Origin of the sequence: Fibrobacter sp. (assembly GCF_045131395.1) — a bacterium.
Lineage (GTDB): Bacteria > Fibrobacterota > Fibrobacteria > Fibrobacterales > Fibrobacteraceae > Fibrobacter.
The window spans coordinates 267,514-288,939 of record NZ_JBGUQY010000004.1; the positions used below are offsets into that span (position 1 = coordinate 267,514).

General features: G+C 46.4%; 18 protein-coding genes and 1 tRNA gene. 8 read left to right on the forward strand and 11 right to left on the reverse strand.

The window, feature by feature from the left end:
• The first annotated feature begins 29 nt into the window (after positions 1 to 29).
• From ACJMNB_RS03425 to ACJMNB_RS03445, 5 genes are all read left to right on the forward strand, one after another.
• A tRNA-Gly gene (locus tag ACJMNB_RS03425) sits at positions 30 to 102 on the forward strand.
• A gap of 378 nt (positions 103 to 480) precedes the next feature.
• Positions 481 to 1,641, forward strand: a complete 1,161-nt coding sequence (locus tag ACJMNB_RS03430; RefSeq protein WP_405339016.1) for a ribonuclease D — start codon at positions 481 to 483, stop codon at positions 1,639 to 1,641.
• Positions 1,642 to 1,698: 57 nt separating this feature from the next.
• Positions 1,699 to 2,274, forward strand: a complete 576-nt coding sequence (locus tag ACJMNB_RS03435; protein WP_405339018.1) for a 5-formyltetrahydrofolate cyclo-ligase — start codon at positions 1,699 to 1,701, stop codon at positions 2,272 to 2,274.
• 54 nt (positions 2,275 to 2,328) lie between these two features.
• Positions 2,329 to 3,294, forward strand: coding sequence for a TrmH family RNA methyltransferase (locus tag ACJMNB_RS03440; protein ID WP_405339020.1), 966 nt, complete (start codon positions 2,329 to 2,331; stop codon positions 3,292 to 3,294).
• A gap of 113 nt (positions 3,295 to 3,407) precedes the next feature.
• A complete protein-coding gene (locus tag ACJMNB_RS03445; protein WP_405339022.1) occupies positions 3,408 to 4,778 on the forward strand; it encodes a diguanylate cyclase domain-containing protein in 1,371 nt (456 codons plus the stop codon).
• Here the strand turns inward: ACJMNB_RS03445 and ACJMNB_RS03450 are convergent, their stop codons facing one another.
• From ACJMNB_RS03450 to ACJMNB_RS03475, 6 genes are all read right to left on the reverse strand, one after another.
• A complete protein-coding gene (locus ACJMNB_RS03450; protein WP_405339024.1) occupies positions 4,779 to 6,926 on the reverse strand; it encodes a C13 family peptidase in 2,148 nt (715 codons plus the stop codon).
• Entirely contained in the window at positions 6,913 to 7,953 is a 1,041-nt protein-coding gene (locus ACJMNB_RS03455; protein ID WP_405339026.1) for a hypothetical protein, read from the reverse strand. The genes ACJMNB_RS03450 and ACJMNB_RS03455 overlap by 14 nt, the downstream gene beginning before the upstream one ends.
• A 77-nt stretch (positions 7,954 to 8,030) precedes the next feature.
• Complete coding sequence (locus ACJMNB_RS03460; protein ID WP_405339028.1) at positions 8,031 to 10,358, reverse strand: MAC/perforin domain-containing protein; 2,328 nt, start codon at positions 10,356 to 10,358, stop codon at positions 8,031 to 8,033.
• 191 nt (positions 10,359 to 10,549) lie between these two features.
• On the reverse strand, positions 10,550 to 11,617 hold the full coding sequence (locus ACJMNB_RS03465; protein ID WP_405339030.1) for an FISUMP domain-containing protein: 1,068 nt from the start codon (positions 11,615 to 11,617) through the stop codon (positions 10,550 to 10,552).
• A gap of 237 nt (positions 11,618 to 11,854) precedes the next feature.
• Positions 11,855 to 12,877 (reverse strand): phenylalanine--tRNA ligase subunit alpha, encoded by a 1,023-nt coding sequence (gene pheS / locus ACJMNB_RS03470; protein ID WP_405339032.1) that lies wholly within the window; start codon positions 12,875 to 12,877, stop codon positions 11,855 to 11,857.
• Between the two features lie 26 nt (positions 12,878 to 12,903).
• The gene (locus ACJMNB_RS03475) at positions 12,904 to 13,281 is read right to left on the reverse strand and encodes a hypothetical protein (protein WP_405339034.1); all 378 of its coding nucleotides are present in this window, start codon (positions 13,279 to 13,281) and stop codon (positions 12,904 to 12,906) included.
• Positions 13,282 to 13,392: 111 nt separating this feature from the next.
• On the opposite strand from ACJMNB_RS03475, the gene ACJMNB_RS03480 reads away from it, so the two are divergent.
• The 3 genes from ACJMNB_RS03480 to ACJMNB_RS03490 are packed head-to-tail and all read left to right on the forward strand — an operon-like array spanning position 13,393 to position 15,235.
• Positions 13,393 to 13,833, forward strand: coding sequence for a very short patch repair endonuclease (locus ACJMNB_RS03480; RefSeq protein WP_405339036.1), 441 nt, complete (start codon positions 13,393 to 13,395; stop codon positions 13,831 to 13,833).
• 12 nt (positions 13,834 to 13,845) lie between these two features.
• A complete protein-coding gene (locus ACJMNB_RS03485; RefSeq protein WP_405339038.1) occupies positions 13,846 to 14,778 on the forward strand; it encodes a bile acid:sodium symporter family protein in 933 nt (310 codons plus the stop codon).
• A gap of 52 nt (positions 14,779 to 14,830) precedes the next feature.
• Positions 14,831 to 15,235, forward strand: coding sequence for a GNAT family N-acetyltransferase (locus tag ACJMNB_RS03490; protein ID WP_405339040.1), 405 nt, complete (start codon positions 14,831 to 14,833; stop codon positions 15,233 to 15,235).
• A gap of 6 nt (positions 15,236 to 15,241) precedes the next feature.
• On the opposite strand, the gene ACJMNB_RS03495 is transcribed toward ACJMNB_RS03490, so the two are convergent.
• From ACJMNB_RS03495 to ACJMNB_RS03515, 5 genes are all read right to left on the reverse strand, one after another.
• Positions 15,242 to 16,171: an ORF6N domain-containing protein gene (locus ACJMNB_RS03495; RefSeq protein ID WP_405339042.1), complete on the reverse strand. Its 930-nt coding sequence runs from the start codon at positions 16,169 to 16,171 to the stop codon at positions 15,242 to 15,244.
• 12 nt (positions 16,172 to 16,183) lie between these two features.
• Positions 16,184 to 16,357 (reverse strand): hypothetical protein, encoded by a 174-nt coding sequence (locus tag ACJMNB_RS03500; protein ID WP_405339044.1) that lies wholly within the window; start codon positions 16,355 to 16,357, stop codon positions 16,184 to 16,186.
• Positions 16,358 to 16,802: 445 nt separating this feature from the next.
• Positions 16,803 to 18,827, reverse strand: a complete 2,025-nt coding sequence (locus tag ACJMNB_RS03505; protein WP_405339046.1) for a DUF2075 domain-containing protein — start codon at positions 18,825 to 18,827, stop codon at positions 16,803 to 16,805.
• Positions 18,828 to 18,836: 9 nt separating this feature from the next.
• Positions 18,837 to 19,166, reverse strand: coding sequence for a nucleotide pyrophosphohydrolase (locus tag ACJMNB_RS03510; protein WP_405339048.1), 330 nt, complete (start codon positions 19,164 to 19,166; stop codon positions 18,837 to 18,839).
• Positions 19,166 to 21,091: a tetratricopeptide repeat protein gene (locus ACJMNB_RS03515; protein WP_405339050.1), complete on the reverse strand. Its 1,926-nt coding sequence runs from the start codon at positions 21,089 to 21,091 to the stop codon at positions 19,166 to 19,168. Before ACJMNB_RS03515 ends, ACJMNB_RS03510 begins: the two co-directional genes overlap by 1 nt.
• Positions 21,092 to 21,426 lie beyond the last annotated feature (335 nt).

Consider the following 21,426-nt stretch of genomic DNA (forward strand, 5'->3'; position numbering starts at 1 on the left):
CGCACAATTATCTATAATTGTGCCACCTCGCGGGAATAGCTCAGTTGGTAGAGCACGACCTTGCCAAGGTCGGGGTCGAGGGTCCGAGTCCCTTTTCCCGCTCGAATACAAAACGCCCAGCTAAATGCTGGGCTTTTTTGTATTCTCACGGGAGGGACCGGACCCTCGAAGAGGGTGCGACATAATTTGGCTCATGCACGCAGTGCGTAGAGGCAAATTATGAGCTTGATGCGAAGCATCGAGCCCGTAGGGCGGCAAGCCAGCCGAGCAAAGCTCGGGGACTGGCGCAGCCGCAGTCCCTTTTCTTCTGCAACGCAATCCCTCCCCTATTCAAAGCCGGGGCGTTACGGGGCGGCGAGCGCCCGTTCGAAGGGGTGGAGAGCTACTGCGCGTGCGCAGTGCGAACCAGGGGGATTCTTCCCCCTCCAATCAGAGCATTCGCAAAACAAAAAGCATATTTTTAATTACATTTCACCCCGAATGTTACAGGACGAGAAATACATACTGGTCGATAGCGAAGAATCCCTGGCGAATTTGCTGGCGGACTTGGAGCTTTATGACATGGCCGCCGTCGATACCGAAGCGGATTCCATGTACCATTATACCACTCGCCTTTGCCTGATCCAGATTACCATTGGCGAGCACCATTACATTGTGGACCCCCTTTGCGGTGTGGACCTTGCCCCCCTGTTCAAGGCGCGGGCCATGCAGACCTTGATTTTCCACGGCGCCGACTACGATTTGCGACTGCTGTGGCAGACTTACGGATTTTCACCGAAGCACATTTTCGACACCATGCTGGCCGCCAAGATTCTGGGCGAAGACCACTTGGGCCTTGCCGACCTGGTTCGCGAATACTTCGGTGACGAACTCAAGAAAGAAAACCAGCGCGCCGACTGGACCACGCGTCCGCTGCCGCTGGAAATGTGCGAATATGCCATTCACGACACCTTCTACCTGCACGAACTTTGCGCCATCTTGGTAGAAAAGTTGCAAGCCGCAGGCCGCATGGAATGGCTCACCGAACAGTGCGACGCCTTGATTGAGCACGCCAAGAATCCGGCTCCCCTCAAAAGGGACCCCTGGCGCGTCTCGGGCTCAGCACCGCTTTCTCCTTGCGCACTCAATATTTTGAAGGCCGTCTGGGAATGGCGCGAAAGAGAAGCCCAGGAACTGGACCGCCCGCCTTACAAGGTGATGCCCGTAGAACTCATGCTGGCGATTGCACGCCGCTCCGAGGCCAACTTCCCCAACGTGAACTTGGAAAAGTTGCCGAAGCTCCCCCGCAATTTCCGCGACGAGCGTCTCGATTCCTTCGTGAACATGCTCCAGACCGCCGTCAGTGCGCCCCAAAGCGACTGGCCGGAACGCCTGCCGAAGGCGCCGCCTCCGCCGGTGGTTCCCAACTCCGACCTGCTTTCGGTGCTCAAGACCTGGCGCGATTTGAAGGCCGAAGAACTGGAGCTGGACCCATCGCTTTTGGCCAACAAGGCTCAGCTGATTTGGCTTGCGGCCCCTGGCGACATGCCCTGGGAAACCCGCTTCGAAGAAGCCCACCTGATGAACTGGCAGCGCTCCCTTTGGACCGAAATCCTGCAGCAGAACCTCCCCAGCGCAAAGCGCGTCGGAGACCCTGACTAAGATTCGCTCCGTCCTATTTTTGTTTTTTTTGAACCGCTTATCTTTTCGTAGGCATCCATGGAATCCATTCTTCTTGTATCTTTTTTACTCCTCTTGATTTTCGGCTCCAGGCCGCTTTTTGAGATGTTGCGCAAAAAACGCGAAGGCGAAGAACTCATCGGAAACCCCTGGGAAGAAATCCACGCCATTCCCGGCTACAAGGAATCCCGCAAGGTGGCCGCCTTCTACCCGCTCACTGGCGAACCGAACATCATGCCGATTATCGAGCAGCTGGCCGACGAAGACCGCCTTCTGCTCCCCCGCTGCACCGGCCCCACCACCATGGAATTCTGCCACGTGCAAAGCCTCAAGAAAGATTTGATCAAAGGCAAGTTCGGCATTATGGAACCCCGCGGCGACTTGCCCGCTTTCAATGACGACTTTACCGTATTCCTGGTTCCCGGCACCAAGTTCAACCTGACGGGCGAACGCTGCGGACACGGCAAGGGTTACTACGACCGCTTTTTGGCAAAGCACCCCAACGCCTACAAGGCAGGGATTGCAACGCCCAAGCAGATTAGCGTCGAGCCGCTCGCACAGAAGCTGACCGACATCAAGATGGACCAGATTATTATTTGTCGCGCGCGCCCTTAAACGTCATTGCGAGCGGAGCGAAGCAATCCATAGAATTTAAACATAGGTAACAATATGAGTTTTGACAAAAAAGAAACAGAATTCGGCATTATCCGCAACAACTTCAGGGACCGCGAACCGCGTGAAGGTTTTGAACGCCGTGACAATTTCGAGCGTCGTGAAGGCTTTGAACGCCGCGACGGTTTCAAGCCGCGCGATAACTTTAAACCCCGCGAAGGTTTCGCACGCCGCAAGTCCGATGGCGACCGCCGCGTGAGTTTCGGCGATCCGGATAACGCACCGCAAACCGCAATCGGCGGCATCCGCGAAGTGACCGACCTGTTGGAACGCAGCCCCATGCAAGTTCACCGCGTGCTGTTTATGCACCAGTCGGGCAACCCCAAACTCTACGAATTGCAGAAGCTGGCCAAGCGCCTTCACGTGCATGTGCAGCAGGTGGATTCCAAAGTCCTGAACACTTACACGACGCAGCACCACGGCGTGGTGGCCTTGCTAAACGAAAAGGAACTCCTCGTTTGGGAAGACATCCGCGAAGAATACTTTGCCGCCAAGCAGAAGGGCGAACGCAAGCTGATTGCCGTGGGCACCAACATCGAAGACCCGCGCAACCTGGGTGCATGCATCCGTAGCGCGCTGGCCTTGGGCGTGGACTTGCTGATGCTCCCGGCCAAGGGCATGTGTGGCATTACGCCTGCCGTGGCCCGCTCTGCCGCAGGCGCCCTCGACAAAATGAAGATTTGCCGCCCCAACAACCTGGAAGCCGCCGTCGGTGAACTCAAGCTCGCCGGCTACCAGATTCTTGGTCTCGACGCCGACACCGAAACCAACCTCGCCGGCTTTGAATTCAGCGACCAGGCCGTGATTGCCGTGGGTGGCGAAGACGTGGGCCTTCCGCCGTTCATTCGCAAGCAGTGCGACGCCGTACTCCGCATCCCCATGATGCCCGAAGCCCACTCCTACAACGCCTCAGTGGCACTTTCGCTGGGCCTGTACGAATACGCACGCCTCCGAATCAAGTAATTATTCCAACCTGGAATACGTTTTACCCCCTCAAGGGGGTATTTTTTTTGCCCACTGCTAATTTTCGCCTTCAAATTGGTATATATTTTTCCACAAGAAGGAAAAAATAAACCATGAACTTTGACTCCTTGTTGTCAAAATACGAGGCGAAAGCCTGCATTGTCTCCGTAGAATTTTTCCCGGACGATACATACGGGAATATTCGCGTCGTTGCGGGCAACCAGGCTCATTGTGCTGACATGGCCGCACTGGGGCACCCTTTTGTGCCCGGATCCCCTTACGAAGCCTGTTTTCCCAAGAATCAGAATTTCGAAGACTATTGTTTCCGTTGCATACGCAACAAGAAACCGCTTCACGCCTATGTCGACCTCTATACCATGGGTCTCTGGCTGAACATGTTCCTGATACCGCTGGAATCAGATACACCAAACACCGGCTACTGCATCTATGTTTACGATGTTTCGCCTAAAGCGGACACTGCGTCAATGACCGATCTTTCGGGCGATATCGCTTCTAACGTATTGAAGGCATGCATTAGGCTTCGCGGATCAGACGATCGCAAAAAGACTTTTAGAGAAGTCACCGAAGACATTCGTGAAATTTGCGATTCCGAGCACTGCTGTATTTTGCTTGTGGATGACGAAAAACGTTCATGCACCATTTTAGGCGACGCGCTCAAAAAGGGAACGCGACTGCTCCCCATGACGAATTACATCGAAGGGTTCTACGACATTACCTTGACATGGCCATCGACCTTGGCTGGCAGCACCTGCATCATTATCAAAGATCCTCACGACATGGCAAAATTGGCCGAACAGAACCCCATATGGGCGAAATCCCTTGCGGGGGCCATGGTCGAGACCGTCGTACTGTTCCCGCTGCGATTCGACAACAAATTGCTTGGCTACATGTGGGCAATCAACTTCAACGCCGAAAACACAATCAAGATTAAAAAGACGTTGGAGCTCACCACCTTCTTCTTGGCTTCTGAAATCGCGTCTTACAAGCTCATGAACAAACTTGAAATCATGAGCACCATTGATTCGCTGACCGGCATCAAGAATAGAAACATGATGAACAACCGCATAGACCAGATTGTGAGTGGCGAAACACCCATACCGGATGCAGTCCTGTTCATCGACTTGAATGGTCTCAAACGCGTGAACGACGAACAGAGCCATAACGCAGGCGACATAATGCTCCGTACAGCGGCCAATCTCTTGCAAGAAATACTCCACGACGGCGAAGTGTTCCGCGCTGGCGGCGACGAATTTATGGCGTTGGTTCCTAAAATTACCGAAGCCGAGTTGCAAAAGCGAATCGAACAAATTCACGAAGCCGCCAAGGCCCACAACATTCATTTTTCGATAGGCTCCTGCCATGGCGGAACCGATGTCCGCAAGTCAATGCACCTTGCCGACCAGCGCATGTACGACGACAAGAATGCGTACTACGAAGCTCATCCCGAAGAAAAATACAGATAATTACTTTATCACAAAGAATTCATCCAGCTTTTCTTTGTAGATATTTCCATAATGGCTCATATTGTACAACTGCACATGCGAACCTGAAATCTTACTTGCAATTTCGACATACATGTCCCTCAGCGTTGCGTCGGGAGTCTCATCAAGCAGTTCCGTAAAACCTCGAGTAAAACGGTTCGTCAAGTATACGCCCATTTCTTCGTTTCGTTCATCCGCCTTACTCGTTTCATAAGGCGACGCCGCTGTTAGAAAAACGATACCAGGAATATCCGCCTTTTCCGCCGTTTCCCCAAGACCTCCGCTATAGCAGGCTTCTACGGCCACCAGCACCTTGCGGTGCGGGATCTGTTTCACCAGCGAAATAATCTGTTCGTAACTGATTTTGTCATTTCCAAAATTCAGGTATCCCGGCATCCCATGACCACTCCAAAAGACAAAAACATTGTCGGTCGACTTTGCACGGAGGACCTTTGACAACTTATCACTTGAATTCCCCCTTAATATATTTCCTAGGTCAGACGCCGTTACGTAACTTAATTTGTAATCAACCACACCCTTTTCATAGACGTTGTCTCCATCCAAACGGATAAAGAGTTCTCCCGGATACAAGTTACGACGATGATTTGCAAGGTCATCTTCGGCAATCATGATAATATGGTCATCGTCGTAACCCATCTTCTTGAGTTTCTGGTAAATGGCAAAGATGTCCGCCTGAAACCGGTAATTTGCCCAGCCCGATGAGGCTGCAACCAAAAGCGCCCAATGTTTCGAAACGTCATTATAAGAAATATTTGAGTCTGCATATTCGAAAAAGCTCGTATCCACAACGGCCTTGAAAAAGTCCAACCAATTTTCTTCTGGATTTATTGAATGCTTCGAATCGTCGTTACTGGTAAAATCGTTCGTGACATATTTATGGTCAGCAATATTCCACCCGCGATACACTGAACCGCTCACACTGTTGTCCCTATCCTGGAAAGTCCAAGAACTTGACACCCCCGTCAGATCAGGCAAGCGTCCATTCTGCAACGACATGAAATTTTCATGCATTCCGGCAATCATCCAATCGCCGCCGGTACCGTCCCTTCCTCCGAGCACAGCTCTAATCGATTCATTCAATTCCAAGCCCGACGAAACGGAATAAGTCGCGGCATACGCCAAAATATACAGAGCATCTACGAAATGCGCTTCGCCATTGAGAATGTCTTCGCCAAAATGTTCATGGTAAGCTTGCGCAAACCCGGACTCGGGTCTTGCATACAAATCAAAGCCACGGTAAAAATCGTAATGAAGATTTTTTACGATAGAATCCGAAACGAAATTACTGGAACACACCACTCGGATGCCACCTTGAGAAGCGACATCCTGTTGATACAATTCATCATCAAAGGCTAAGGCCATTTTGTCATCATAGGGTTCAAACAACAAAACGCTATACGGTTTCTTACGTTCCAAATAAGTCTGCGTAAGCATCCGCAGTTCGGCTTCGTCATTGTACAAAAAGATTCTGTCAATTTTAAGTCCGAATTCTTCGGCCATAAAGCCTATCCAGTCGACATAAGAACTTACGAGTCCACCATTCAATTCACTCGACGGAGCCAAAAGAGTAAGTTCCAGTTCATTCTTAAAAATAGCCGCAAAAGAACTAGCCAAATGCGAGAAAGCTGATTCTATCAGCATAAAGTCGTTTTCAACCAAGTTCCACAAGTTCGGCATGTTGGCAAAAAAACGCTGGTATTCCACATTCGACGCCTTGGGCGAAAGAATCGGCTTCTCACTTTTCTGCAAAAGTTCCGCCATACGGTACGCCTTGTCCGATTGAGTAGGGCCCACAACAGCCACATAGTCCGTATCGTGAGCCACCTTTTCCATATACTCGTCAATATCGGCGTCATCCTGGTTTTTAAATTCCAGTTGCAGTTCCACCTTCTGGTCGAGCCCGCCTTGGGCTTTTTCCATATTTTCCAAAGCCCATTCGGCGCTACGTTTCCAGCGGGCCATTTCAGAGGATTTCGCCATGACGGCGACCCTGATTTTACGCGTTTTCGCATCGGCCTTGGCAGAAGCGGAATTATCAGAACAGCCGCAAAGGCAAAGTATTGCTACCGTCACCCATATCAAAAGCAGAGCAGGCTTACTTCTTTGCATGGCGAGCCTCCTCACGAACCGCTTCGTCATAATACTTTTTATAGCGGGCTTCGAACTCTTTCGTATCGTCAAAATTCTTGTTAAACACAATCGATGCGGCACCGTCACCCAAGCCAAAAGAGCGGAACCGAGGCCAATCCTTACCCAAAGCCCATTCTTCCAGGTAGCGAATAACAATCCCCTTAATGTCAATGACCAAAGTAAACGGCACCTTTGGCAACACGCCGCTTTGGTCAACATCCATCCCAATCATAAAGTGTCCCGTATTCGGATAATCGATCAAGGCCCGACGCACGCCCTTGATAGCGCCCCCCAACAAAGGAAAAATAGCCGAAGGTCTATCCGCATCTAGAATATAATTCGTTATTGAAAAAGTGGCCACGTAGGCAAATTCAATGTTGTTAAAAGCAGTTTCATCATTTTCATTATAGGTAAGATAATCCACTCCCAGAGTATCTGCTATCGTCTTATGCGCATTGTAGCCCTTCCTAAAGCCATCAATCGATGTTTCTAGGCTCGCAAAGCCGGGTGCCGCCGCCAAAATCATGCAGGGGTTTATGCCCAGAATCGCCCCCGACAAGTAACTTGCGCCATAGCGGTCAATCGAGAATGAATAGACATCTTGTGGAAGTCCCGCCGTATCGGCCTCAAACAACAGAACCTTGTTGCCTACCCCCGTAAAGCGAATATCAAGTTTTCGCGCTAGCCCCACATATTCGGAAGAAGCCAAAATCAGCATCGATGAATCGGTGTCGACATTTTCCTTGAGCCACGCCTTTACAAGGGAATCCGCCTCGTCCACAGATTCCGGCTGCACCAAGCGGAAAGGTACTTCGCTATCTTCATTAAACCGGAATAGTCCTGCCAATATCTGGTCATTATAGCTGTTATCGCCAATGCCGTTGATACTTGCAATCAAGGTGATGTTTGCAATTCCTGAATTATTTTCAGAAGCACCCACAGACTCGCTATCGGAACAAGCGAGCAAGGCAAGCAGTAAAAACAACCCAAAAACAAATCTAATCATCACTAATACAAAATAAGAATAATTCCCCCAAGTGGGGGAAATTTTTGTTATACGGGTAAATTTATCACTAGGTTATCTTATTCCTGGTAGAAACGGATTTGTCCGCTAACATCATAAGCTTCAGGAGCACTTTCATATTCAAAGGCAGTTCCACTTTTGCGCATTTTTACATACGACTTTGAATTTGTTACAAGGAAACCATAATCTTCAGCACGAAGTGCAAATCCAACCAAGCCGCAGCCATCTTCGTTGGAATCACAGAGTCCCTTGCTCACCATAGCAGTCCCCACATTGGTAACGCCATTCGTAGTCAAGGCTTTTTCTATCTCCAGGAAATCTTCTTTAGAAGGGAGCTTCCATCCGCTGGGAACAAAAGGATCGAGTTTTCTACCAGAATAAATAACATCAATGGCAGCACCAACATCTGCATCATCCGCCATCCCCCATTTATAACTCAAATAACCAGGAACTGCTACATATGATTTTCCAGAACGACCAAGCGTACTCGCATAATTTTCACGCAGCCAAATATGGTTAAAAATTTTAACCAACGGATAATTGTGATTTACATCTTTTCCATCTGTTTCGGGTCTAAAGCCGTTTTGAGACTCTTTAGTCTTAACAAAAATCGTTGATTTCAGATACGAATCTTCAACTGTTCCCGCATGAGGTTCAGTACCTTCAGGCGGCACACTCGTCACAGATGCACCACGGATATAGAGTTTCTTCGCTGCACCGAAGTCCATATTTTCGTATTCAACAATGGAAACATCGGTGCCATCCCAACTGACGCGAGCCGGCTTATGGTCCTTGTCGCCAATATAGAAGCCCAAATTAAAGCGCACCTTGTTGTTGATTACAGGATAAACGACCCTTACCTTTTCCTTGATATTCAGAAGCGGCACGAATTCCAAGGTAGCCCTCGCCACCAGCTGTCCATTCAAGAAAATATCCTTAATTAAGGTGTTCGTATCGTTATCTTCAATCTTCGGGACATCAATTTCAGTCACGGTGCCACAATCATAGCCGAGTTCAAAATCAGAAGCAAATTGCTTACTTTCCATATAGGCTTTAAGTTTTTGCTTTCTTTCTTTAGCTTTATCACCGAGACTTTCATCAATCAATTCATATAGCGGCTTAAGACCTTTATTAGAAAAACCGATTAAGGCGGCATCGGTACCATCCGTAACAGACTTTTTCCATTTTTCTACAGACTCAGGATCAACATCCTTCGAAGTTAATTTGGAAGCCAGCTTTTTATCGCCACCAAGAATATCTACACGAATATCCAAACTTGAACGATTTTCTTCAAAGCTCTGCTCCATTTTTGTATCTACCGAAGCATCGGCATCAACAAAACCCTTATAAGCAGCTTTTGCAAACACGTTCATATCATAAGAGGAGGTAATCTTAGACACATCCGCCGTCATCGCCTGACGAATGCGCCCACCAAGCCTGGCCTCCATTACAACATGAGAACCAAAATCACTAATCAATTCTCTAAAGCCCTCATTAGTAGACGGATAGTCCGGTTCCTCCGAGTCTTCATCCCCCAATCCATTGATTGCGTAATACGCAAAAACATTCATATTTTTCTTTTTTCTCAATTCCTTCAGAGCTTTTGTTGTTTTTACAGTTTGAGTTTCATAATTGATATAAGTCAAAGCATATTCATAGTTATTCTTTTTCGCTTTACTCATATCAAAGGAACTCTTCATTTCCGCAGAGAAACCAGCAACGCTACCTTCAACATTTGCGGTAGTCGCCAAATTAAAACTGATATCTGAAATCGTAGAGCCAGTGATACTCGTTGTATTGTAGCTGAATTTATTCGATCCATACGTAATAGATTTTTTCTTAATCAATTCCTCAGTATCAAAGATTTCAGCTTCTATTGACTCTATATTTGCATAACCTCCGGTAATGGCATTGTAACCGAAACCGACCACATAAATATCGTTCGCCACATCAACATCGGCGTTGTCATCGTAGTCGCCCTTATACTTCTGCACGATGGTTATCGTCTTGTTCTGGCTGGTGTCTTCGGGAAACACGATGCGCAATCTGCCGACATGTCTGCGATCCAAGTAGTTTCTCGCTAAACGCATCTGTATGGTGGCATTGCCTTCGCCCGAATCCTGACTGATGGACTGGACAAACCTGGTCCTGTCTTCGATGCGCCATTTTCCGTCGGCTTCGATCTTGAAATCGTAGGTGCTGTCCATCATGTCGAACACCAGCGTGTCGCCGACAGTCTTTCCCAAGACTTCGACCGAAATCGCCGTTTCCTTAGCGGAGGAGCCACTAGGACTAGAATCTTCTGAATTGGAGCAGGCTGTAAGGCCCAAGGTTGCAGCGCAGGCAAAACCTACCGCCACAGAAAATTTGAGGGTATTGATAGACATGGCAGAATCTCCTTCTTGTAATTCCACTTTTTTCTCTATAAAATATTTCTTTTCAAAACAAAGTCAATAGAACATGCGAAAAAAAAATACCGCAATTTCACTGCACCCTGTATTATTCCAAATTGGAACATCTTGCTGATAATTATAAAAAATTCCCTCAAACGAGGGAATATTTTTGTTGTTCTGAAAAACTAATCCTTTAGACAACGAACACTGAGTCCATAGCGAGCATTCCTAGGACGCACTGCAGCCGAATCATTTTCGAAATTTAGGGAAACTAAGTAAAAGGTATTGCCTCCATAACTTGTCGATGCCCAAAACTGAGTTGCTTCGTCCATGCTATAATAAGTATCTTTAATCGAGTAACCTACGGGTAACGCAGAGAATTTGTAGTCATCATTCCCGTTACCTTCGCTCTTCCATCCAGAGGTAGATTTGAGCGCCTTGCCAGCAGCGGCTTCACCCCCAAGTTCATTTATTAAAGTAAGCCATTCAGCTTTGCTCGGCAAATGCCAGCCGTCTGGACAAGCATTTTTTGCCGCATAATAGTTATAGAGTCGGCCGTATTTTCGACAATTTGCTTTATCATCATTGAAACAATAAGTATGACCTCCTTCCGAATCATACCTGAGATTTTCAGCCATCCAAACCTGTGACTTAATTACCGTCGTTTTATAAATTCTCCAATCGCGGTAATCCAGCAATCGATTTTTCATCTCATCAGCCCCTAAAAGACCATTAAGCGCATTTATCGCACAATCATCTGTAGCAATCCCAGCCGGCCCCAACATGCCACAAACGAGAAACGCCATTACTACAGTATTATCATCTACATTCATATTATCTCCATAATCACCGCTATACACCTGCCATACATCCATTGATGTATTCAGATCCGTATCCTTAGGGTATACAACCCGCAATTCTCCCTTAAGTCGCTCATCGGAATCATTCTTTTTTACATGGATTTTTACAACCGCATCACCCGAGCCTGATTCGGGATAAATCGAATCAATGAAAGTCGTCCCATTTTCAAAACGCCATTCTCCGCTGGACTCCACACTCATTTCGTAAAGACCTTCACCCATGCCAAGAATCAGCGTTTCGCCATTGGCTAGCATATCACCAACCCAGATAGAGAGCACGTTGTCTTCACCGTTTGCGTCACTAGAACTGTCCGAATCCGAACAGGCAATGAAACCGACCGCACACAAAGCAAGTGCGATCATCGTGAATTTATAACTTTTTGCAAAGCTCATGATTTTCTCCTTCTTTGTTTTGTTTAAAATGTATAGTTTTTTATCACAAAGTCAAGAGAAAAAAATCCGCAACTTTATTCCAACTTAGAATAGCCTATATACAGAAAAGCGGACCTTTTAGGACCGCTCGTTCGTAATCTAATTTTTGGAGTCTTCGACTTCTCACGAAATCGGACTCATTTTTTCATATCTTTCGTCTCTCGTCTGTAGCCGCGAAGCGGCGTCCTTTCGTCTAACCTAGAACTGGGAGAGGAATCTCTGGTCGTTTGCGGTCAAGAGGCCGATTTCCGGGATCGCATGACGGAGCATGGCGATACGGTCGAGGCCGAAGCCGAAAGCAAAGCCCGTGTACTTCTCGGAATCGATGCCGCAGTTCTTGAACACGTTCGGGTCCACAGAACCGCAACCGCCGATTTCCATCCAGCCGGTGCCCTTGCAACGACGGCAGCCCTTGCCACCGCAGAACACGCAGCTCACGTCCATTTCTGCAGAAGGTTCCGTGAACGGGAAGAAGCTCGGGCGGAAGCGCGTCTTGACGCCTTCGCCGAACAGCTTGTTCATGAACACCTGCAAGACACCCTTGAGGTCGGCAAAGCTGATGTTTTCGTCGACCACCAAGCCTTCGCACTGCTGGAACATGGGGGCGTGGGTCGCATCGTTATCGACGCGGAACACGTGGCCCGGAGCAATCATGCGGAACGGCGGCTTGTGGGTTTCCATGTAGTGGATCTGCGTACCGGAGGTGTGGGTACGCAACATCACCTTGTCGTCTACGTAGAAGGTATCCTGCATGTCGCGGCTCGGGTGATCGGGCGGCGTATTCAAAGCTTCGAAGTTGTACCAGTCCGTCTCGATGTCGCGACCGAAGTCCACTTCGAAACCCATCTGGCTGAAGAAGTCGATGATTTCTTCGCGCACGTCGTAAAGCGGGTGCGTAGAGCCGGCCGGGATGCCTGCACCGGGGAGGCTCACATCGACAAATCCGCTTTCCAGCTTCTTCTGGAGGGCGGCCTGGTTCGCGGTCTCGATAGCCTTGTCGATTGCTTCGGAGACGGCGACCTTAAGTTCGTTCACGAGCTTGCCGTAAGCCGGACGTTCTTCTGCGGTAAGAGAACCCATCTGCTTCATGAGGTCGGTCACGGCCCCCTTCTTGCCCAGGTACTTCACGCGAAGGTTGTTGACGGCTTCTTGGTTCGTAAGGTCGGTCTGCGCAAGTTCTGCGTCAAACGCCTGCTTCACATTGTTAATAGCTTCACTCATAGTGCGCGTAAATGTAGAAATTTTGATTACTCAACGTCAATGTCGTTATAGGACTGACACTCCTTCAAAACCTTCTCATAGAACTCGTCGCGGTTCACTTCCGTATAGGTCGTATCGTTTCTATCCATGTGGTAGTCGTTGAGGTACTCCTTGTATTCTACCGTGGACTCATCCACCCACGTATAGATATGGACATATTCCCATGAGGAAAAAGAATATTTCCAGGTATTGTCAGCCTTGGAGAATCCGCAGACAGAACCGTCACCTTCCACCGAACTGCTAGACAGATTGTTTTGTTCCCCGGCGCTACTCAGAGAACCAGTATCACCCGACGATGTCGACGACGAATCACCACAGGCAGCAAAGAGCGCCGCCAAACCGAATACAAACAGAAATTTTTTCACGTTTCCTCCATCATCTCTAAATTCCTCACAAATTTATAATTATTCCAACAACGAATAATTTTTCCAATCGAAAAAGGCTATCTTTCAATACGCCCAAGGGCATGGATCCTAATGAAACGCCGTACCAAAAAACGTACACCTATGAGCCGCTCGCAGATGATGCAAGCGGTCCATTCGGAAGATACGAAACCGGAAATAATGGTTCGGCAGGCTCTTTTCAAGGATGGATTCCGTTACAAGCTACATCGCCACGACCTGCCTGGTTCCCCAGACCTATTCATCTTGAAATACGGAGCCGTGATCTTTATAAACGGCTGTTTTTGGCATCAGCATGGTTGCAAGTTCACGAGCCGCCCCAAGAGCAATCCCGAATTCTGGAACGAAAAATTCTCAAACAATATCGCGCGCGACATCAAGACTAACTGGAAACTATCATTGCTAGGCTACCGCGTCGCCACCGTGTGGGAATGTTCTGTCAGATACGACTTCGAAAACACCATAGAACGATTGAAGGCTTTTATCGTAGGTGATGAAGAAAATATCGAAATATAAGAAGGTTTTAAAATGCACATTCTCGAAAAGATCAGTGAATTCGTTGGAAAATGGATGGCCGTTGTCGTCTTGGCCATCGCGGCGCTCTCGCTGTTTGTCCCGAAATCAACGCTCTGGATTGAACTCTCGTGGGTGAATTACCTGCTGATGGTCGTGATGTTTGGCATGGGGCTTACGCTCAAGCTGACCGACTTTGCACTTGTATTTGCGCGACCCAAGGAAATCACTATCGGGTGTGCAGCGCAGTTTATCGTGATGCCGGCCCTTGCATTTTTGCTTTCCAAGGCGTTCGGGCTTGACGCCGCATTGATGGCGGGCGTTGTTCTCGTAGGCACATGCCCGGGCGGCACTTCCAGCAACGTCATCACTTACCTTTCGAAAGGCGACGTGGCGCTTTCCGTGGGTATGACCAGCGTGAACACGTTGCTTGCTCCTGTGCTGACTCCGGCGATTACGTATTTGCTTTTGCGCACGACCGTGAATGTGGATGTGATGGCGATGTTCCTTTCTATCGTGAAGGTCGTGATTGTGCCGATTGCGCTCGGGTTTGTCATCAATAAGTTTTTCGGTAAGTGGACTGCAAAGGCTGTGAAGGTTTTGCCGCTCGTTTCTGTGATTGCGATTGCGATGATTGTGGCTGCCGTCGTTTCGCATAACGCCGCCAAGATTCTCTCGACAGGTGCGGTCGTATTCGCCGTGGTAATTCTCCACAACCTGCTCGGTTACGGTTGCGGTTTTGGCCTCGGCAAATTGCTGAAATTCTCTACGCCCAAGACGAAGGCGCTCTCCATTGAAATCGGCATGCAAAATTCCGGACTCGCCACAAGCTTAGCAGCGACCGCATTCTCTTCGCTGGCCATGGCGACTGTGCCCGGCGCAATCTTCTCCGTATGGCACAACATCTCCGGTGCGATTTTGGCGAACGTTTATCGCCGGAAGGAATAAATCCCACCCTGTCATGCCCGGCACGACCGGGCATCTCCCTATCAAAAAAAATATGAGTATCGAATACAAGGAAATACACGATTTCTCGGAACAAGATTTAAAGGACCTGTTCCTTTCTGTCGAATGGTCCTCGGGACATTTCCCCGACAAGCTCGTTGTCGCGATGAAGAACTTCAAGACCGTCATCTCCGCCTGGGACGGCGACAAACTCGTCGGCATGATTTGCGCTATGGATGACGGCATCATGAACGCCTACGTGCATTACCTGCTGGTGCGCCCCGAATATCAGGGGCAAAGCATCGGGAAAGTCCTCGTTGACAAGGTTCACGAAAAGTACAAGGATTATCTGCGCATTGTCGTGGTCGCCTACAACGAAGAACTCGCCTTCTATGAGCACTGTGGCTTCAAGAAAGCCGAAGACGCCAGCCCGATGTTTATTACGAGTCTGTGGACTTAAGAAAAGTCATTTCAAATGCCTCCAAATAGCGGGAATTAACGTCTTAGGGTCATCCATTTTGCTAAAGGCAAAACATTGTTTCCCCAAGTCCTTCAGTGAAGCTCCGATGAGATAAAGATCTTTGTTGTCAACAATCAAAAAGCGGTCATGCATCTTTTGCGTATAGTCCATAGATGCAGTCGGATACTGCTTATTGAACTGTTCAACATCAGCCTGCCGCAATTCCGCTTTCGGGTGCGTATAAATCTTGACCGAGACATTCTTTTGCTTTACAGACAATCTCTCCAAAACAGATAAATCTACATAGCCGTCAATAAGAATAATTTCTTTTTTTGCGGTCTTAATAATGTCTTGGAAGAATGCATAGGCATCAAAGATTTGCCCTTTGAAGAACACCCCCTCCTTAGCTTTTTTAGGATTAGAATCTAATTCATTGAATATTTTAGAGAAATTTTCGTCAATCTTCTTGAATTTTAAGTCGTGTTCAACAAGTTTTGTATCAACCTTGGTTTCAAAAGTATTTAAACGTCCGACAAGGCCCATATTGTGACGCAGATAATGGCGCATCTGGACGAATGCGCTCATTATTTCGATACTGACCTTGATAGCCCTTTCACTATGAAGTACCGCAGAAAGCATTGCAACGCCCTGCTCGGTAAAGGCGTAAGGATTAACAGACGAATGTTTTAGTATATTGAACCGGTCACAATTTGTGACCAGTTCAAGGGATTCGTCTTTATCGAGTTGAAAACAAAAATAATCCGGAAAACGCTCTATATTGCGTTTGACTGCTTGATTAAGAGCTTTTGTCTCAACTCCATACAATTCTGCCAAATCACGGTCTATCATGACTTGAACATCACGAATTACCACGATTTTGTTCGCTATTTTGGGGGCAACCAATGGATTTGAAACGATAATTTCTTGTTTCTTCATTTTGACCTCCCTTTATCCTCTCGGATAACGCAATTTGGCGCCGCATTTAGGGCAGCGCAGAATAAGATCTTTTAGCCTTTTGATTTCAGCGTCCTTTTCTTCTAGGATTTTTGCAAAATCCCCAATAGCGTTGTTTCCACTGCGGTTTGGACCACCGTTAAACTTTCCGAAAATTTCATCGAACATGAATACTCCTTGTAAAAATGGTTTTTACAACACGCAAATATTGCGTGTTGATGAGATGTCGCAAATTTTGCGACAACTGTGGTGTTTGTTTCTGTTTTATGGGATGATCTTGAGTTTCCGTTGGCAGGGGTATTCCCTGGCATTACCTGGCGCAAACCTTGGCTTGCGCACTCGAGTAGGTCGTATTCCTACCAGCTATCCAACAGCTTCATCAAGAAGGTGAATGCGCCCCGTCGCGAATGCACGTACGGACCCGAAGGTCTATGTCGACTGTCACGGGGATTAGCGGACTTCGGTTAAAATATACACAAAAATAGGGAATGAGTCAAGGGGAATTCTATAATCGAAATAGCATGGCGGTTAAAACGTCATCAAAGTTTCTTCTGCTATCAACAAACGACATAGACAACGAAATTCTCTGTCTAAAATTTCGTCCCCAAATAATTTATGTCCGATATTCAACTGTTTTATCAGCGGCCATCATCATAGGCTTACTCGAAATTTGAGCGTTTTCCAGCATCGTTTCAACATAATGCCGCAATGGTTTATCACAGAAATACACATAGCAGCCTTTCATACCACGACTCATCAAGACTCGATAAATATTTCGGATGTATTCATCAACCCTTTCACCGCTTCGCTTTAATACAGGATCTTCGGATTTTTTCATATCAGTTTCAACTCGTCCAGTATAATTGTTATAATATATATCAGGACCTACAATAACTCCAATATAATCAAATTCGAAGCCTTGCGCAGTATAAATACACCCAACCTGTTTAATGCCTTCTGGCTTATAAGCCCATTCATACCATTTTACATAACCAGTCGGAATTTTCTTTATGTCATTATGCGTTTCCCAAGGCATCGCAAAAGAGCCTATGCGGACATCTTTAATCAAGTTTCCTTCCTTGTCTAAAGTATTCGACCACGGCCAGCAAAAACCCGCACAAAGTCTTGACGTCTTTTTTCCCGTCACAGAATTTTTTTCAAGAATCTTCGCATACAAATCTTCAGGAGTCTCAAATATTCTGAAATCAAATTCATCTATGCTAAAATTTGACTTTACAGGTTCATTATATAGCACCTGCTCCAACCAATTCAAATAATTATCAGAACCATTGCACCGGAATTGCGACTTCAGCTGGACCTCTTCAATTAAAGCATTATATTTTTTCGCATATTCTCGAATTAATGCCGTAGATCCAATTTCAAGGCCTCGAATGACCTGTTTATCATCTATAAAAAACACCGTAATCTTGGCAGCACGAATCAATGTATCAACCTGCAACAAATCAGTACGATTGACCGCCTTCGTAAATTGAGTATTTGCAGACTTCGTCATTCGGTGAGCTTCATCGACCAATAAGACATCTATTCCATTTTCTTCACAAATCGCAGGAATGTATTGAGTCACGTTATGGAACAACAGCTTAGCAGAGGACCCCCTCGGCAAATTAAATTTTACACCTTCCAACAAAGGCTTTGATTTTGTCGCATAATGAACTTCTATATTTTCGCCCTTCATTCCAGCTATCAACGCCAGCAAGTGTAAAGCAATTACAGTTTTCCCCGTTCCTGGACCTCCTTTCACTAGGATGACAGCCTTTTTATCAAATGTTTTTAATCTTTTAATCTTATCCAAAATGATATTACGAGCAACAATCTGATCATCAATAAGGGAAAACGCTTCCGTATCGCCTTTATGAATTAAATTGGCAGCAGAATCAAGTAATTTCTTAGATGCATGAATTGGCGAATTAATCATTTTATTAAATACGCTTAATCCGTCTCCATTACCCAATATCGATTTCAACAAATCTGCCAATTCTTCAACTTCATCACCAGCATAAGTGCGATATTGCGCCAAAAGATCTTTATAACGGGAATCATACAAAGCGGCATTAGACGCCCCATTACGTTTGTAATTGTAACAATAGGCTGCGCCAGTCAAGCCAAGTTCTTTTTCACTTAATACTTTGACAAACCCTTTTAAATAGTTGTCATAACCACGAACCTGTTGGGATGGATGTGGTACAGTATAATTTCCCCCACCAGTTACAGCATTAACCCAATATGTAACATCTTCATCTAACACTTCATCATCTATAACGCTAAAATTGCCCTCCGATGGAGCAGGAGTTACACCCTTATTGCACCATTGTTTTAATTCAATATGAACAACATTTCCTTTATTATCTAACCCACGACCATATATCACGCAGTCAATGCGTTTTTTATAATAAGGAACAAGATATTCAAATGTGACATATGTATTTTGTATACCAGACAATTCAATCAAATCTTTTATTCTGGGAGCGTTATTTCGCCACGATGCTATTTCGGATTGATTAGGAAAAACATTTAATGCTGCCGCGGCGTCCAACATTTTGTCCGCAACTCGGTTGAGAAGAACATCTTTAAAAAAATCAGATTGTTCAGCATTATAAATTACGCGATTATAAGGCATATTTCCTTCCTACAATTCGTTATACTTCTTCGCAGTCCCCTTAGCCTTACCAACGGGATATTTTTCGCCATTGATTTTCAGCTTTCCGTCCATAATTTCTTCAATATCAAGATTGTACTTGTCTGCAATCAGGAATGCGTAATTGAACACATCGGCAAGTTCTTCCTTCACCTTTTCGATCTTTACATCTTCGGGCTTTTTCCAAAGGAAAGCATTAAGCAATTCCCCTGCTTCACCCGATAGGGCAATCGCCAAGTCTTTCCCGTTATGAAACTGATCCCAATCGCGATCAACAGTAAATTGTTTTACCTTTGCCTTCATGCTCTCGAAATCACTCATTAGCGACCTCTCATGGCATCAAACTGTTTTCTTGCCAAAGCATAAGCATCATCAAACGGTAATTTCAATTTGTCTAGCATTTCCGGGTGGGAAATGGCCCAACTTACATAGTAATAGGCCAGCAACTCATAACCACCAAAGTCCTTACCAGGGACATTGTTCAGTTTATAGCCGCTCTTTTGCGCCGGACTAATTCCATTCTGTCCGACCATAGCGCATTCAAAAGCAACCTTTTCAATATCTTCCGGAAGCAAGCCCTCAAAGTATTCCAGCGCACCGACCATATACGAAGACATCATCATAGTGATAATCGGATTTGCGTTTGCGGGATTGTGAGTTTCGTTGAATTCATCCTGCCGACGGTCTGCTTCGGTCTTGATTTCACTTTTCTCTACGCCTGAAAGCGTGAAGTATTTTATCAAACCGGCAGAAGTCGCAATCTTTTCGAAAACGGCATATTCATCGCCGGCATTAAAAGAAGAAAGCGCATTTTCAAAAACCTTGAAGTACTCATTCGCCTTGCTCAACATATTTGAAGAAGGCTTGTAGTAGTTCACGAAATCAAGACCATACAATTTGCGAAGCATCAAGGACTGAAGCATGTTCATCAGTTTATTAGTATCCTTAACAAACTGAGGAAATTCAGACACATTCGCAGTCTGCTTTACAGCATCAATGTTACTTGATTCCATAGCAAACAATGAATGAAGCTGGAGCGGCCTAAATTCAGGCTTGTCGTATATTCTCTGTTCAACAAAGAGATCCAACGGAGCATTCATAACCTGCAAAGACATTCCTTGGAAAAGGTGCTTCGCCAATTCTTCAGTTTTTACAGATCCGAGTTTCTTTCGCACATCATCGAAATGGCGTTTGTAATCTCGCTGGAATTCGTCAAAATTCTTCTGGTTAAAGCCAATCGCTTGCAGTTTTCCAACCTTCTGTGCAAAAAGCATCATTTCGAGATGCATCAACTCGTGCAGCATGTAGTGGCAATAATTGCCATCACTCTTGTACTTGACCACATGTTCCTTGCGATGATGGAAGTCCGCAAATTCCAGATGAGCCAATGTATCCTGCTCATCATCTTTTTCAAACTTGATGGTAACACCAAAATTTGATTCTAATTGCTTGGCAACATCAAAGACCTTAGACTCATAATCCGTAGAGTCAACGATATCCCTTGCTATAGTCAAGAGCAACTTCAGCAGTTCCTGTCGTACGCCGGGGTCCTCAGTTCGATTAACACCCTTTACAGCGCCACGACTCGCATAATCAAAAGCCCTATCTAGTTCATCTTTCTGATAATACGCTAAAGCAATTCCATAATAGCTGTTCGTATAGGAATCGTCCAACTCTAAAGCCCGCTCCATATAGCGGATAGCATTATCATAGTCATTCTTCCGGATAAGCGTGCCCGCCACATTATTTAGCGCTATAGCATTATCAGGATAATAATCCAACACCTTCTTGTAATACTTGTCTGCAGCCTCAACGTTGTTCTTGGCGTTCGCAAGAATGTTACCCATCATGATGAGCGCCCACATATTTTTGGGATCAATTAAGAGGGCTTCAAGAACTTCATCCATGCCCTTATCAATTTCGCCCTGCTGATAAAGAATCTGTCCCAACAAACGGTGCGCCTCCGAAAAGCCGGGACAAGCCTTAATCGCCTTCAGCAGCAAATCCTTAGCGGCATTAAACCGACCTTCAGAACAACAGGCCGACGCTTTCTGAAAATTTGTTTCAGCCTTTTCAAGAGCGTCCGTATCAAAAACAATGCGAACAGAAGTATCAGAAATAACTTCAACGGTAGGAGGACAACCCTTTTCGGCAAAATGATGGACAATTTGCTTTTTCAATTCTTCGGCATTAGCCGCTTCAAAATTTGAAGTGTCAATCGATTGAACAATTTCAATTCTAGCCATAGGGGCATCCTTATCTACGAGAGGTCCCTATTCAGTCCAATCGGCTTTATCCAAAGAAAAAAGGCGTGGAGTCGCGGCGCTTATCGAACCTGCGGGCTACCACACCCTTCAACACAATAAGCACAAACGACCCACGCCCCAATTGGGACGTGAGCGCTCGCCTTACTCTCGTGTTGATTGAAAGTGGTAGTTTCAGGTTCGAGAATAAGAGACGAATCTCAAAATTTCCGGTCGCTCTGGGTCGTTCGGTCCAAAGCTATGTATATAAGAATAGTAGCAAAAAAAGGAGGTCCCCGTCATTCGTCCACAAAGTGGATAACTCAACTAGGGCGATA

Bases quoted from the DNA above. Each gene is read 5' to 3' on its own strand.
- ACJMNB_RS03480 (WP_405339036.1), top strand. From the start codon at position 13,393: ATGAAACGCCGTACCAAAAAACGTACACCTATGAGCCGCTCGCAGATG.
- ACJMNB_RS03440 (WP_405339020.1), top strand. From the start codon at position 2,329: ATGAGTTTTGACAAAAAAGAAACAGAATTCGGCATTATCCGCAACAAC.
- ACJMNB_RS03450 (WP_405339024.1), bottom strand. From the start codon at position 6,926: ATGCAAAGAAGTAAGCCTGCTCTGCTTTTGATATGGGTGACGGTAGCA.
- ACJMNB_RS03460 (WP_405339028.1), bottom strand. From the start codon at position 10,358: ATGTCTATCAATACCCTCAAATTTTCTGTGGCGGTAGGTTTTGCCTGC.
- ACJMNB_RS03505 (WP_405339046.1), bottom strand. From the start codon at position 18,827: ATGCCTTATAATCGCGTAATTTATAATGCTGAACAATCTGATTTTTTT.
- ACJMNB_RS03465 (WP_405339030.1), bottom strand. From the start codon at position 11,617: ATGAGCTTTGCAAAAAGTTATAAATTCACGATGATCGCACTTGCTTTG.
- ACJMNB_RS03490 (WP_405339040.1), top strand. From the start codon at position 14,831: ATGAGTATCGAATACAAGGAAATACACGATTTCTCGGAACAAGATTTA.
- ACJMNB_RS03510 (WP_405339048.1), bottom strand. From the start codon at position 19,166: ATGAGTGATTTCGAGAGCATGAAGGCAAAGGTAAAACAATTTACTGTT.
- ACJMNB_RS03515 (WP_405339050.1), bottom strand. From the start codon at position 21,091: ATGGCTAGAATTGAAATTGTTCAATCGATTGACACTTCAAATTTTGAA.
- ACJMNB_RS03485 (WP_405339038.1), top strand. From the start codon at position 13,846: ATGCACATTCTCGAAAAGATCAGTGAATTCGTTGGAAAATGGATGGCC.
- ACJMNB_RS03495 (WP_405339042.1), bottom strand. From the start codon at position 16,171: ATGAAGAAACAAGAAATTATCGTTTCAAATCCATTGGTTGCCCCCAAA.
- ACJMNB_RS03430 (WP_405339016.1), top strand. From the start codon at position 481: ATGTTACAGGACGAGAAATACATACTGGTCGATAGCGAAGAATCCCTG.
- ACJMNB_RS03445 (WP_405339022.1), top strand. From the start codon at position 3,408: ATGAACTTTGACTCCTTGTTGTCAAAATACGAGGCGAAAGCCTGCATT.
- ACJMNB_RS03455 (WP_405339026.1), bottom strand. From the start codon at position 7,953: ATGATTAGATTTGTTTTTGGGTTGTTTTTACTGCTTGCCTTGCTCGCT.
- pheS (WP_405339032.1), bottom strand. From the start codon at position 12,877: ATGAGTGAAGCTATTAACAATGTGAAGCAGGCGTTTGACGCAGAACTT.
- ACJMNB_RS03435 (WP_405339018.1), top strand. From the start codon at position 1,699: ATGGAATCCATTCTTCTTGTATCTTTTTTACTCCTCTTGATTTTCGGC.
- ACJMNB_RS03500 (WP_405339044.1), bottom strand. From the start codon at position 16,357: ATGTTCGATGAAATTTTCGGAAAGTTTAACGGTGGTCCAAACCGCAGT.